Genomic DNA, 13,625 nt, shown 5'->3' with positions numbered 1-13,625 from the left:
CTGTCTTCTGCGTGTCATAGAGCACCCATATGATAAGTGGTATGCCAACTTTTACACGTGAAGAGATCAAGCACTTGGGCGATCTGGCCCGGATTGCCTTGACCGATCAGGAGGCTGACCGCCTCAAGGGCGAACTCAACGTGATCGCCGATTCCATTACCAAGGTCCAGCAGGTGGCCGGCGACGACGTGCCCCCCACTGCCAATCCCATTCCTCTGGAGGCCTACCTGCGCCCCGACGAGGCTGAGGAACCGCTGACCCAGGAGGCTGCCCTCTCGGGGGCGCCGGTCACTGAATCGGGCATGTTCGTGGCCCCGCGCATTCTGGGTGAGGAGTGAGACGATGAGCGCACAGGAAGAATTGGTCAAGCAATCCGCCTCCGACATGGCAGCACAGCTGCGGTCGGGGCAGGTCTCCAGCCGCGAGCTGGTTCAGGCTCATCTGGATGTGATCGAAGCCGCCGAGCCCAGCATTGATGCGTTTCTGCAGGTCAGCGCCGATCAGGCCCTGGAACAGGCTGACGCCTTCGACCAGCGCCTGGCCAATGAAGGCGCCGAGGGGCTGCCGGAACTGGCCGGCGTCCCCATTGCCATCAAGGACATGATCGTCACCAAGGGCATTCCCACCACAGCAGCCTCCAAGATCCTCGAGGGATGGGTGCCGCCTTACGACGCTACCGTCATCAAGAAGCTCAAGGCCGCAGGCATGCCCATTCTGGGCAAGACCAACCTGGATGAGTTCGCCCAGGGATCCTCCACTGAGCACTCGGCCTTCAAGCCCACACACAATCCCTGGGATACCGAGCGGGTTCCGGGCGGCTCGGGCGGTGGTTCGGCCTCGGCCGTCGGCGCCTTTGAGGCCCCGCTGGCTCTGGGTACCGACACCGGCGGGTCCATTCGCCAGCCCGGATCACTGACCGGCACCGTGGGCGTCAAACCTACCTATGGTGGTGTCTCCAGGTTCGGGGCCATCGCCATGGCCTCCTCCCTGGATCAGATTGGTCCGGTCTCCAGGACCGTGCTGGATGCGGCCCTGCTGCAGGAGGTCATCGGTGGCTATGACCGCCGAGACTCCACCTCCATTCCCAAGCCGGTTCCCCCTCTGGCCCAGGCCGCTCGTCAGGGCCAGAAGCGCGATTTGAAGGGCCTCAAGGTGGGGCTGGTCAAGGAGTTGGGCGGCGAGGGCTACCAGCCCGGCGTCGAGGCCCGCTTCAACGAGGCCGTCTCGTTGCTGGAGTCCATGGGCGCCGAGGTGGTCCAGGTCTCCTGCCCGCACTTCCCCTATGCGCTGGCCGCCTACTACATCATCATGCCTTCCGAGGTCTCCTCCAATCTGGCCCGTTACGACGGCATGCGCTACGGACTGCGGGTCATGCCCCCAGAAGGCGTTCCCCAGACGGCTGCCAACATGATGGCCGCCACCCGTGAGGCCGGGTTCGGCGACGAGGTCAAGCGCAGGATCATCCTGGGCATCTACGCCCTGTCCGCCGGGTACTACGACGCCTGGTACGGCTCGGCCCAGAAGGTTCGCACCCTGGTCATCCGCGACTTCGAGAAGGCCTTTGAACAGGCCGACGTCCTGGTCTCGCCGACTTCGCCGACCACGGCCTTCCGCTTTGGCGAGAAGATGGACGACCCGCTGGCCATGTACCTGAACGACGTGGCCACCATTCCGGCTAATCTGGCCGGCACTCCGGCCATGTCGATCCCCGCCGGGCTCAGCGACGACGGGCTGCCTGTCGGCTTCCAGTTCTTCGCCCCCCAGATGCGCGACGAGGTCATGTACCGGCCTGCCGCAGCTCTTGAGGCGGCACTGGAGGAGCAGTGGGGTGGGCCCATCTCCAAGAAGCTGTCCACCCCCTGGCTGGATGGCCTGGCTCAGGATTCGACCAAGTAGGCATCGGAAGGAAACGGAATCACAATGGCTGAAAAACTTATGAAGTACGCCGATGCCGTGGCCAAGTACGACCCGGTGTTCGGCCTGGAGGTCCATGTCGAGCTCTGCACCAACACCAAGCTCTTCTGCCCGGCCCATATCGAGTTCGGCGGCGAACCCAACACCCAGCTGACCCCGGTCTCCCTGGGCCTGCCCGGCAGCCTGCCCGTGGTCAACAAGACCGCCATCGACTATGCGGTCAAACTGGGCCTGGCCCTGCACTGCAAGGTCAACGAGTGGAGCCAATTCGCCAGGAAGAACTACTTCTACCCGGACATGCCGCGCGACTACCAGATCTCCCAGTATGACAAGCCCCTGAATGGCGAGGGCTACCTGGATGTGGAGCTGGACGACGGCAGCATCTTCCGTGTGCCCATCGAGCGGGCCCATGTGGAGGACGACGCCGGCAAGAACACGCACGTGGGCGGGGCCGATGGCCGTATCGAAGGCGCCGACCACTCTCTGGTGGACTACAACCGTGCCGGTGTCCCCCTGGTCGAGATCGTGACCAAGCCCATCGAGGGTGCCGGGGCGCGTACCCCCGAGGTGGCCGGGGCCTACGTCCGGGCCATCAGAGACATCGTCCGGGCCCTGGGCATCTCCCACGCCCGGATGGAGCAGGGCAACATGCGTGCCGACGTCAACGTCTCCCTGCACGCCGGGCCGGATGCCCCTCTGGGGACCCGGTCGGAGACCAAGAATGTCAACACCTTCAAGGGCATCGAGAAGACCCTGACCTATGAGATCCGCCGTCAGGCCGCCCTGCTGGAGTCCGGTGGGGAGGTGCTGCAGGAAACCCGCCACTGGGACGAGTCCACACAGACCACTGCCGGCGGCCGGGTCAAGACCGATGCCAACGATTACCGCTACTTCCCTGACCCTGACCTGGTCATGGTCCATGTGACCAAGGATCATATCGAAGAGCTCAGGGCCCAGATGCCTGAGATGCCGCGCGAACGTCGCGCCCGTCTCAAGAAGGAGTGGGACTTCACGGACCGGCAGATGCAGGACGCGGTCAACGCCGATGCCGTGGATCTGATCGAGGATACGGTCAAGGCCGGCGCCACAGCTGCCGGAGCCCGTAAGTGGTGGCTGGGCGAGATCTCCCGCGAAGCTAACGCCCGTGGGGTCAGCCTGCAGGAGCTGCCCATTTCGGCTCAGGATGTCGCTGATGTGGAGCAGCTGATCGCTGATGGCAAGCTCAATGACAAGCTGGCCAAGCAGACCGTCTCCGGCGTGTTGGCAGGCGAGGGCAAGCCGGCCGAGGTCGTCAAGAAGCACGGCTACCAGGTGGTCTCGGATGACGGGGCCCTGGATGCAGCCGTCGATCAGGCCCTCAAGGACAACCCGGACATCGTGGCCAAGCTCAAGGGCGGCAATATGAAGCCCATGGGCGCTATTATCGGAGCGGTCATGCGGGCCACCAAGGGTCAGGCCGATGCCAAGGCGGTCAGCAAGATCGTCATGGAGCGCATCGCCAAGTCCTGACCGCGCCCGGTCCGCCGGCCCGGTCCCATCGGGTTCGGACCGGCGGATTGCCTGGCTTCTCATGGTTTTCCCAGGGGCGAGGGATTACAATTGATTGCCATCGCAAGGTGGCGATCATGGAGGTGACGTGATGTCTATGAGCGGCAGGGGCAATGACCAACCGCAAACGCAATCCGAGGGATCCGAAGACGCAGCGAACAGACAGCTGCCCGACCGGATCGAGATTCCCTACATCCGCGGCGAAATGTTGCACCTGCGGCCGGCCGTCATCGCCGATCTGACGGCAATGGACCAGTTGGAGGCTTTCTACAATTCCACCGGCATCACCGGTAAGGGGCCTAGTGCCGAACGAGCCGTGGTCAATGCCTGGGTGCGTCGGTCGGTGGCCTGGTCCAAGGGCCTGGCTGCCCGTGATTCGGGTGTGGGCGATCCCGAGTCCCGCCGCACCCTGGCCTGGGCCATGGTCACTGACGCGGACACCGACCAGGACGGCTCTCCCGATGCTGATGCCACCAAGGGGGTCATCGGCATGATCTTCCTGATCGACGTGGACGGCTGGTCCCGTTCGGCCAGGATCCAGGTGGTCCTGGGCAGGCACTTCCGCGGACGCGGCTACTCCCGGGATGCCATGCCCAGAATCATGACCTACGGGTACGCGGCTGCTCCTACAGGGCTGGGCCTGCACCGGATCTGGGTGGCTGTGCCAGAGAAAAACACCCGCTCGATCTCCGTCTATCAGTCCCTGGGATTCATGATCTCGGGCACCTCCCGTGATGCGCTCTGGGACGCCGAGAACGGCAAGTATCAGGATCAGATCGTCATGGATGCCCTGGTCGACGAGTACGATCCCATCCGTTCTTTGAATGCTTTCGGCATGCATGTTATCCGTGAAAATCCCGGTGTGGCCGAAGCCCTTGTCGCACACGGGTACACCGCGGATGAGGATGGCGACATAAGCGGGTCCGAGTCCGGGGAGTCCACTCCGGCATCCCAGAATTCACAGACATCAGGTGACCAAGCCAATCCGTCCCCGAAAAGTAGTTCACATTCAGGGAAACCTGCTGAGGACCATGCAGGCTCCAACAGCAGGACTGACAAGACGGCGGGCCCTGGTCAGACGGACGCCAAGGATGCGGGGAAGAAGTCCGGTTCCGAAGAACCCGTTGCCGAGCAGTCTGGCGAGGAGCATACAGCGTCGGATTGGGCCTACGGGTCGGCTGAGGCCAAGCGATCCAAGCGCGCCTGGTGGCGTACGCTTGGCCATGGCCGTGATCGCGCGAATGGAGGTAGTCGATGAGTGCTGAGGATCTCGACAACTACGAGACCAATGCCGAATTGGCCTTGTATCGCGAGTACCGTGACGTGATCAAGCTGTTCACCTACGTGGTCGAGACCGAACGGCGGTTCTACCTGGCCAACAAGGTGGACTTCAACGTCCGATCCGCTGGGCAGGACGTCTACTTTGACGTCCGACTGACCGATGCTTGGGTCTGGGATGTCTACCGGTCCAGCCGGTTCGTCAAGAACGTCCGGATCGTCACTTTCAAAGACGTCAATGTGGAGGAAGTGCAGAAGACGGACATCGATATCCCTGACTCGCTGGGCTAGACAGCGCGTGAGGGCGAGCATCATCACGTTTGTTCCACGCAATGGCGGGAATTCGTGTGGGAAGTCGCTCGGTAGCATCTGACTGGGGACGAGCCGGGTACAGTGGTGATGATTTCATACGGTTTTCAGGAGGTTGGCATGGAGCGCAAACAGTCCGTGGTTGTCATCGGCGGAGGGCCCGCCGGCTTGACAGCGGCATGGGAACTGGTCAAGGACGGCGGCGACGAGCGCTATGACGTCACTGTGCTGGAGGCCACCAACGCTTTTGGCGGCATCTCCCGTACGGTCCGACACAACGGCAACCGCATGGACATCGGCGGCCATCGGTTCTTCTCCAAGGATGACCGGATCATGGACTGGTGGAAGGAGGTCCTGCCCCTGCAGGGTGCGCCCTCCTATGACGATAAAAAGCTTGGTCGCCACCACGACCTGGAGCCCGGCGGCCCCGACCCGGAGAAGACCGACCGGGTCATGCTCAAGCGTCACCGCGTCTCCAGGATCTACTGGAACCACCACTTCTTCGACTATCCCATCTCCTTGACGCTCAATACACTTAGAGCTATGGGCTTCAAGCTGACCATGCAGGCCGGATTCAGCTACCTGAAGTCCGTCGTCCACAAGCTGCCCGAAGACAATCTGGAAAACTTCTATATCAACCGCTTCGGTCGCAAGCTCTACTCCATGTTCTTCGAGGGCTACACCGAAAAGCTTTGGGGCCGTCACCCCCGCGAGATCAGCGCCGACTGGGGCGCCCAGCGGGTCAAGGGGCTCAGCATCATGGGCGTGCTCAAGAACGCCTTCCAGAAGCTGCTGCCCAAGAAGCGCGACGCCCATCAGGTCGAGACCAGCCTGATCGAGGAGTTCTGGTACCCCAAGCTGGGTCCGGGGCAGCTCTGGGAGACCGTGGAGCGACGCAATGTGGAGCACGGAGTCCACGTGATCACCGATGCCCGTGTGATCGGACTGACCCAGCAAGACGGCCACATGACCGGTGTGGTCTATCGCAACGCTGATGGCAAGGAGGTGACCCTGAAGGCTGATCAGATCATCTCCTCCATGCCCATCAAGGACCTGGTGGAGGCCATCGCCCACGAGGAGCCCTCCACTGACAAGGAGATGGTCAGGGTGGCTCAGGGCCTGCCCTACCGCGACTTCGTGACCGTTGGCCTGCTGGTGCGCCACCTGCGCATCCGCAACACCACCTCCATCAAGACCCTGGGCGACCCGCCCATCGTTCCCGACTGCTGGATCTATGTGCAGGACCCAGGCTACAAGATGGGCCGCATCCAGATTTTCAACAACTGGAGCCCCTACATGGTCAAGAATGTGGACGGCACTGTCTGGATTGGCCTGGAGTATTTCTGCAAGGAGGGTGATGACTTCTGGAGCATGAGCGATCAGGAGACCACTGACTTCGCCATCAAGGAGCTGACCCGGATGGGCATCATCAACGGACCTGCCGACGTGCTGGATTCGCACCGGGAGCGGGTGGTCAAGGCCTACCCGGCCTACTTCGACACCTACGCCCAGATGCCCGAGCTGGTCAATTGGCTGGACTCCTTCGGCAACCTCTACTGCGTGGGCCGCAACGGGCAGCACCACTACAACAACCAGGATCACTCCATGGCCACATCCATGGAAGCCGTGGCCAACATCAAATCGGGGCGTACCGACAAGTCCAACGTCTGGAACGTCAACACCGAGAAGTCCTACCACGAACAGAAGTAGGCAGGCCACGGCCTTCGTTTCCCTTCAAGCCTCCGACCGCAGGGCCGGAGGCTTTGTCATTCACGACAGGGCTATAGCTGGCGCCTTCAGGGGCAGGCCCAGCAGCTGCGAGAAGAAGGCCACGCTTTCGCGGACACGCTGGCGGACCAACTCTCTGATCTGCGGATGACCTGCCGCCCCTCTGCCATTGCTGACGATGGACGAGAGCCCGTCGGCCATCAGCCACGCCACAGTACGGGTGCCGGCTATTTGGATCAGCTGGGTCTGCGGCAGGTCGCCCCGATCCAGCCAGCGGTCCAGGGCCTTGGTCAAGGGGTCGATGATCTGCCTGACGAAGCCCTCCATTACATTGCTGTTGGTGCTCAGGTAGTTGTACCAGTTGGCCTTATCCGCGAAGATGACATCCATCTTCCAGATGGCCCTTATCAGGTGCGGGCAGATGTCGTCCAAAGCCTCTTGAACGCTCAGGTCAGGATTCTGCAGAATGTCGACCACATTGTCCACGTAGGAGGCCAGGTAGGTGCGCACGCAGGCATCTATCAGGTCGTCCTTGGATTTGAAGTAGTAATAGAAGACGCTCATGCCCACGCCCTTGCCGTGGTTCATGGCGTGGATTACATCGCGCAGGGAGGTGTTCGCAGCGCCTTTGCGGTCGAAGACCCGCATGGCGGTGGTTACGAATTCGCTCCGCCGTTGCTCACGCAGAGATGATCGATCATTCATACGCCCAGTCTAGAGGCTTACCCATGAATTTCTGGACACGCAGGCCGATTCTTGCACCCGTCGGCCGCACGTTGTAGGCTTATGGAAGTTCGATAAGCCGAGTCGGCATCGAATTTTCACGAGCGGTACCCCCGCACTATTCTCAAGCTATTTGCCTAGCCTAATTAGGCATAGCGAAGGAAAGGCATTACAACAGTGGCAACAAGCCAAGATATTCATTCCATGAAGCTGCCCGAACTCAAGGAATTGGCCAGGCAGCTGGGGTTGCGCGGTATTTCCGGCATGCGCAAGCCTGTCCTGATCGAGACGATCGAGGCGGCACGCTCGGGCGGCAAGGCCCCTGAGGGAGTAACCGTTGGTAAGCCCAAGGCTGCGGCCGCCGTGGCCAAGGGGGGCCAGGCCGCCGATCAGCAGCAGTCGACGAAGCAGGAGGCGAAGTCCTCCGCGGAAGGCGGACCGGAGACCACGGATACCAAGGAATCCGAGGAATCCAAGGACGATCGTCCTGTCGGAGACCTCTTCGATGTTTTGGGCATTGACGATCATAAGAGCGGCCATAGCGAGCGCCGGACCCGCTTCCCCCATACGGTGGCCGACGAGGAGAACGTGGTCATATCCCGTCGCCGTCACCGCAACACGGATTCATCCCGAGGCTCCCACACCAACCGTGGTCGGAGCGAGCGGGAGCATGATGATGAGCGCGCAGGCTCCGGTTCCGGTTCTGTGCGCAATCTGGACGACATTCTGGCGGCACTGCCCTCACGGAATGACCGGCCCCGTCGACGCAGCTACGAGGATCGCGGCGAGGAAGGCCGTGACTACCGTCATAACGGCTATGATCGCCGGAACCGGGGCGATCGCAATGACCGCAACGATCGCAATGACCGGCGCAACCGCAACAACCATCGCAGCAACGGCCGGGATCGTGACTATGAGCCCAGGGAGAACTTCAAGCCCGAGGATCTGGTCCCCGTGGCAGGCATTGTGGATGTGCTGGACTCCTATGCCTTCGTTCGCACCTCCGGTTACCTGCCCGGCCCCAACGACGTCTACATCTCCATGGGCCAGGTCAAGAAGTACGGCCTGCGCAAGGGCGATGCCGTGCACGGCTCCATCCGTCCCCCCCGCGAGGGCGAGCACCGCAATCAGCGGCAGAAGTTCGTTCCTCTGCAGGCCATCGATACCATCAACGGTATGAGCGTGGAGGACGCTGCAGGACGGCCCCACTTCAACAAGCTGACCCCCCTCTACCCGCAGGAGCGCATGCGGATGGAGACCCAGCCCAAGAACATCACCGGTCGTCTGATCGACATCGTCGCCCCCATCGGCAAGGGTCAGCGCGGTCTGATCGTTTCGCCGCCCAAGGCCGGCAAGACCTTGACCCTGCAGTCCATCGCCAACTCCATCACCGCCAACAATCCCGAGGTGCACCTGATGGTGGTCCTGGTGGACGAGCGGCCCGAGGAGGTCACCGACATGGAGCGCACGGTCCAGGGCGAGGTCATCTCCTCCACCTTCGACCGCCCTGCCAGCGATCACACCACCGTGGCCGAGCTGGCCATCGAACGGGCCAAGCGCCTGGTGGAGCTGGGGCAGGATGTGGTGGTCCTTCTGGATTCCATGACCCGCCTGGCCCGCGCCTACAACATCTCGGCCCCCGCCTCCGGCCGTATCCTCTCCGGCGGCGTGGACGCGCAGGCCCTCTATCCGCCCAAGCGCTTCTTCGGCGCCGCCCGCAACATCGAGAACGGCGGCTCTCTGACCATCATCTCCTCGGCCCTGGTGGAGACCGGATCCAAGATGGACGAGGTCATCTTCGAGGAGTTCAAGGGCACCGGCAACATGGAGCTGAGACTGACCAGGGATCTGGCCGATAAGCGCATGTTCCCCGCCATTGACATCAATGCCTCCGGCACCCGGCGTGAAGAGCTGATTACTGCCCCCGAGGAGCTGGCCGTGGTCTATCGGCTACGTCGCCTCCTGGGCGGTATGGAGACCGAGCAGGCCTACCAGACCCTGGTGCCCAGGCTGAAGAAGACCGCCACCAACCGAGACTTCCTGGCGGCCATCAACCAGTCCATGCTGGCGCAGAAGTGACTCGGGCCTGACGCCTGACATGTTTATTGGGCCCCATCCGCGATTCATTTCGCGGGTGGGGCCCAATGCATAAGCAGCGCCGAAACAAGACAGTCGTTTAGGACCATGATCTATTCGAAGCCTGTCAGTCCTGGTTCTTCATAGATTCGTCTCCGCTCTGTCATGCTGTCATCTTGTTTTCCCGCCGCTGGAATCTGGCAGCCATAACAGCTCCCATGGCCAGCAAGCCAGCCATGACCAGCAAGATTATGCCGGTGCTGCCGGTCAGGGGCAGGACGGCCAACTGATCGTAGGTGTAGGGCAGGGTCTGATCCTGCTGGTCCACGCCGACCAGGCTCCATTGAATGACCGTATCCACCTGTCCGGGCCTGTAGCGTGGAGTGAGTACCAACCAGGCGCCATTCTGGTACTGCGGTGTTCCTTCTGCAGACAGTCCCGCGAAAGTGACCGCTTTGACCAGGCTTCTGATCACGACAGCCTGCGGCGTCTTGCTGTTCAGGTCCGGTCCGGACTGATCGTCACCCAGCTGACCGGAATCGTCGGCGCCCCATCCATAGGCCAGACCGTCGGAGCCCAGGGCCAGTGAGCTCGGGTCGCCCGTGCAGACGGCAGTGAAGCTGAAATCTGCAGGCACGTCCTTGGGTTTGGCCAAGAATGCGGGATCAGTCCCTTCTGCGGCATTGCTCCAGGTCAGGATCCGTCCGTCGGAGCCCAAAGCGGAGGATTCTCCGGTGCCGGCACTGATCTGTGTAATGGCAAATCCGGTCGGCAGTCCGTCGGGAAGGGTCAATAGGGCAGGGGTTTTCTTGTTCTCGCCCTTGACCTGTCCCCAAGCCCAAATGCGTCCTTGGGAATCCAGGGCCAGAGCCTGGTGGTCTCCGGCGCTGATGGCGCTCATCTCGCCCGTCAGTCCTTGAACGGCAGACGGTGTGGGGTTGGCGCCGTCGGCATTGACCGGCAGGCTGGGATCGCCCAGCTGGCCGGAATCATTGGTGCCCCAGGCGTAGACTTGTCCATCCACGGTCATGGCCAGTGAATACCGGCTTCCGGCGCTGATTGCCGTTATGGTCGTCGGGATTCCGGTCACCATGGCAGGGCTGGTTCGCCCGTCTGGCGAGACGGTATCGCCACCGGCGTTATCCAGGCCCAGCTGCCCGTACTGGTTGGCACCCCAGGACCAGACTCGTCCCTGGGAATCCAGAGCCAAGGCATGTCCGCCGCCTGCACTGATGGACCGGATCTTGGCCGGCAGGCCGGGTACAAGGTGGGGCCGGCTTTGGGCATTCAGGGTGGAGTCGCCCAGCTGGCCGACATCGTTGTTGCCCCAGGCATAGACCTTTCCATCGGATCCCAGAGCGAGGCCATAGTCGCGGCCCGCGCTGACCTGGGTGAAGACGAAGCTGGCTTCCGCTTTCTCGGGCATGTCCACTCGGACCGGCATGGTGCTGGTGCCGCCCCTGGCGATGTTCGCATTGCCCAGCTGGCCTCTGTTGTTCTTGCCCCAGGCGTAGGCCTTCCCATCGGACCCTAGGGCCAGGGACCAGTGGGAACCGGCACTGACCTGGCTGAAGCGAATGCCCCGCAGGGCTGGCGGCGTCAGGGTGACCTTCGTCCCGCCCATCTCGGTTCCATGGTCCGGGGTCATGCTCCAGTTCTGATTCTCAGGGCTCCAGTGGGCCTTGAGCGTCATGGAACTGGTGACTGGCTTGGAGAAGTCGTAGGCGGTCTTGCCTAGGAACCAGCCATCGAAGCGATAGCCGGCCTTGGTCGGGTCAGCACTTGGGCGGATTGCCCGCTCTCCCGCTTCCAGACTCTGGCTGGGAGGCGCTGGTGAATCGCTTTGCGACTGGAAGGTTACGGTCACCCCGCGCGCCAGGTAGCGGAAGGGCAGGTGGACCAGGGTCTGTTCTTGATCGTTCAAGGTCCATGTCAGGGCCACATCCACTAGCCCTGGGGCGTGCGGCGGGGTGGTGGCCGTCCAGGTCCCGTTCTTTTGCGCCTGCATTCCGGTGGTGATATCCGTAGTGTCGAATTGGAGTCCGGTCAGTTTTGCCGGCCAGGGGAAGGCGACCGCGGAGGGTCGGCTATGGCCGGCATCACCGCTAGTGCCTTGACCCAGCTGGCCCTCGTCGTCACGTCCCCAGCTGTAGGTCAGGCCGTCGTCGCAGATAGCCAGGTTAAAATCCTCGCCAGCGTCGATACTGATCCAGTGTCGGCCGGCAAGGTTCGGATCCTCCAAGCGTTCCGGAGTGGTCTGGGGGCTGTCTGCTGCGGAGGTTTTGCCGTCGCCCATCTGTCCGTAGCTATTGTCGCCCCAGGTCCAGATATTGCCATTGGAATCCAGAGCTATGGCATGGTTGGAACCGTAATGGCAGCCACCAGCGATGGCGGTGATTCTGGTCCCCTGGGGGAAGCTGACCTGGACGGGGTCTTTGAACACCTCGGTCTTGCTTGCACTTGACCCGTTGCCGATCTGGCCGTTTTCGTTCATCCCCCAGGTCCAGACCCTTCCCTGGTCATCCAGGGCCAGGGTGTTTTCGAAGCCGTCTGCGATGGCCACCACATGGACCTTGTCAAGGCCGTGGATCTTGGTCGGCGTATAGTTTCCTACGACCGCGACGGCGGATGGATCCAACTGGTGGTAAAGGTTGCTTCCCCATGACCATACCGTGCCAGCGTCGTCGAGAGCTGTTGAGTAGTTCATTCCTGCCTGTACAGCTATGATTTTGTGGTTCTTATCGAATCCCTGGATGAGGCTGGGCGTGGAGTCGCATATGCCGTCGCACTTATGGCGGCCGGTTTCTCCTTCACTGCAGGTTCCCCAGCCATAGACGTTGCCATCCGATCCTATGGCCAGGGTGTGATTGTAACTGCCGGTGACGGCCTTGTAGGTGAATCCGGCCGGCGCTCCTTCAGGCAGCATCACCTTGACCGGGTATTCCGAATAGTTATGCATGCCGCTGTCAGCCACATTAGGGTTGCCCAAGGTCTTCAGATAGTTGTATCCCCAGGACCAGAGGGTGCCATGGTTGTCCAGGGCCATGCTGAAGAACCGACCAGCGTTGACGCTGACGAACCGAAAATCCTTGTCATTGCGGACTTCTTCGGGCCGGGGCACCCTTATGGGCGTTGACTTGTTGACAACAGTGCCATCGCCCAGCTGAGCACCAGCATTATAGCCCCAGGCGTAGACGTTGCCATCTGATCCCAAAGCCAGTGAGAACCGGATGCCTGCACTGACCTGGCTGAAACGGACACCGGAGGGCGGGGGCGGGGTAAGGGTCACTCCGGTGCCTCCTGATTCTGGTCCCTCCTGCGGCTGCATGGTCCAGGTCTGGTCGGCCCGGGCCCACTTGGCTTTCAGGGTCAGGTCTGTGTGCACAGGAGCGGAGAAGTCGTAAGCGACCTTGCCTGCGAACCAACCTTCGAGAACGAACCCTCGGCGGGTGGGTTCAGGACTGGGGCGCGCAACCTGGGCGCCATCGACCACAGTCGAAGTTGTCGGAGCCACGGACTGCATGTTGTAGTCGAAAGTGACCGTGTGGCTGGTGGCATTCGATGGGGAAGAGGCGGTTGAGGTCGGCTCCGGGGAACCTGCGGTGCCGGGCGAAGGCGAGGACGGCGAGGTGGGCGATGTGCTGGCAGCAGGCGCTGATTGTCCTGTTGCCGTCGCACGAGAGCCATTGGCCAGGGTGGGAATGCCGGATGGCGATGATGACGGACCGGGGGAAACCGAGGGAATCTGTCCGGGAGTATTGGCTCCAGTACCAATTGCTCCAGTTCCCTGAGTTGCGACTGCGGTCCCGTTGGATTCCGGCGCTGCCTGGCCAAACTGCAGGCCGAGCATGCTGCAGGCGACCAGGACGCAGCATAGACTGACGAGCACTGTGACGCGACGACTACGTACCATCTTCATGTGAGGCATCCTCCCCCATGCGTCCGGCACTTGCCTAGGCAGGTGTAGGCGAACGAGACTCTCCCCAAGAGTCAATAATCCCATCCATTACAATAACACCAGTGTCACAGTGGTGGCAGGGCATGGCGCA

At 62.0% G+C, this 13,625-nt stretch carries 9 protein-coding genes; 7 read left to right on the top strand and 2 right to left on the bottom strand.

Annotation, left to right across the window (positions count from 1 at the left end):
- The first annotated feature begins 41 nt into the window (after positions 1-41).
- From gatC to H3S97_RS02625, 6 genes are all read left to right on the top strand, one after another.
- A complete protein-coding gene (gatC, locus tag H3S97_RS02650) occupies positions 42-338 on the top strand; it encodes an Asp-tRNA(Asn)/Glu-tRNA(Gln) amidotransferase subunit GatC (RefSeq protein ID WP_198178342.1) in 297 nt (98 codons plus the stop codon).
- A gap of 4 nt (positions 339-342) precedes the next feature.
- On the top strand, positions 343-1,896 hold the full coding sequence (gene gatA, locus H3S97_RS02645; RefSeq protein WP_198187879.1) for an Asp-tRNA(Asn)/Glu-tRNA(Gln) amidotransferase subunit GatA: 1,554 nt from the start codon (positions 343-345) through the stop codon (positions 1,894-1,896).
- A gap of 24 nt (positions 1,897-1,920) precedes the next feature.
- Positions 1,921-3,423, top strand: a complete 1,503-nt coding sequence (gene gatB, locus H3S97_RS02640) for an Asp-tRNA(Asn)/Glu-tRNA(Gln) amidotransferase subunit GatB (RefSeq protein ID WP_154312871.1) — start codon at positions 1,921-1,923, stop codon at positions 3,421-3,423.
- 136 nt (positions 3,424-3,559) lie between these two features.
- On the top strand, positions 3,560-4,720 hold the full coding sequence (locus H3S97_RS02635) for a GNAT family N-acetyltransferase (protein ID WP_408610418.1): 1,161 nt from the start codon (positions 3,560-3,562) through the stop codon (positions 4,718-4,720).
- Positions 4,717-5,031 (top strand): DUF2469 domain-containing protein, encoded by a 315-nt coding sequence (locus H3S97_RS02630; protein WP_015022511.1) that lies wholly within the window; start codon positions 4,717-4,719, stop codon positions 5,029-5,031. The genes H3S97_RS02635 and H3S97_RS02630 overlap by 4 nt, the downstream gene beginning before the upstream one ends.
- A gap of 138 nt (positions 5,032-5,169) precedes the next feature.
- Positions 5,170-6,759, top strand: a complete 1,590-nt coding sequence (locus H3S97_RS02625) for an NAD(P)/FAD-dependent oxidoreductase (RefSeq protein ID WP_198219524.1) — start codon at positions 5,170-5,172, stop codon at positions 6,757-6,759.
- Between the two features lie 60 nt (positions 6,760-6,819).
- On the opposite strand, the gene H3S97_RS02620 is transcribed toward H3S97_RS02625, so the two are convergent.
- Positions 6,820-7,482, bottom strand: a complete 663-nt coding sequence (locus tag H3S97_RS02620; protein ID WP_198178339.1) for a TetR/AcrR family transcriptional regulator — start codon at positions 7,480-7,482, stop codon at positions 6,820-6,822.
- A 222-nt stretch (positions 7,483-7,704) separates the two neighbouring features.
- Here H3S97_RS02620 and rho point away from each other — a divergent pair, with 222 nt between their 5' ends.
- On the top strand, positions 7,705-9,579 hold the full coding sequence (rho, locus tag H3S97_RS02615) for a transcription termination factor Rho (protein WP_232356216.1): 1,875 nt from the start codon (positions 7,705-7,707) through the stop codon (positions 9,577-9,579).
- Between the two features lie 160 nt (positions 9,580-9,739).
- On the opposite strand, the gene H3S97_RS02610 is transcribed toward rho, so the two are convergent.
- A complete protein-coding gene (locus H3S97_RS02610; RefSeq protein ID WP_198219522.1) occupies positions 9,740-13,495 on the bottom strand; it encodes an RCC1 domain-containing protein in 3,756 nt (1,251 codons plus the stop codon).
- Positions 13,496-13,625 lie beyond the last annotated feature (130 nt).

The organism is Bifidobacterium choladohabitans (genome assembly GCF_016102005.1).
GTDB lineage: Bacteria > Actinomycetota > Actinomycetes > Actinomycetales > Bifidobacteriaceae > Bombiscardovia > Bombiscardovia choladohabitans.
Note: the sequence above shows the minus strand (reverse complement) of the source record. Positions and strands in the feature narration are given on the sequence as shown.

What these genes read in the sequence shown, in the direction of transcription:
- gatC (WP_198178342.1), top strand. Translation starts at nt 42, where the DNA reads ATGCCAACTTTTACACGTGAAGAGATCAAGCACTTGGGCGATCTGGCC.
- gatA (WP_198187879.1), top strand. Translation starts at nt 343, where the DNA reads ATGAGCGCACAGGAAGAATTGGTCAAGCAATCCGCCTCCGACATGGCA.
- gatB (WP_154312871.1), top strand. Translation starts at nt 1,921, where the DNA reads ATGGCTGAAAAACTTATGAAGTACGCCGATGCCGTGGCCAAGTACGAC.
- H3S97_RS02635 (WP_408610418.1), top strand. Translation starts at nt 3,560, where the DNA reads ATGAGCGGCAGGGGCAATGACCAACCGCAAACGCAATCCGAGGGATCC.
- H3S97_RS02630 (WP_015022511.1), top strand. Translation starts at nt 4,717, where the DNA reads ATGAGTGCTGAGGATCTCGACAACTACGAGACCAATGCCGAATTGGCC.
- H3S97_RS02625 (WP_198219524.1), top strand. Translation starts at nt 5,170, where the DNA reads ATGGAGCGCAAACAGTCCGTGGTTGTCATCGGCGGAGGGCCCGCCGGC.
- H3S97_RS02620 (WP_198178339.1), bottom strand. Translation starts at nt 7,482, where the DNA reads ATGAATGATCGATCATCTCTGCGTGAGCAACGGCGGAGCGAATTCGTA.
- rho (WP_232356216.1), top strand. Translation starts at nt 7,705, where the DNA reads ATGAAGCTGCCCGAACTCAAGGAATTGGCCAGGCAGCTGGGGTTGCGC.
- H3S97_RS02610 (WP_198219522.1), bottom strand. Translation starts at nt 13,495, where the DNA reads ATGAAGATGGTACGTAGTCGTCGCGTCACAGTGCTCGTCAGTCTATGC.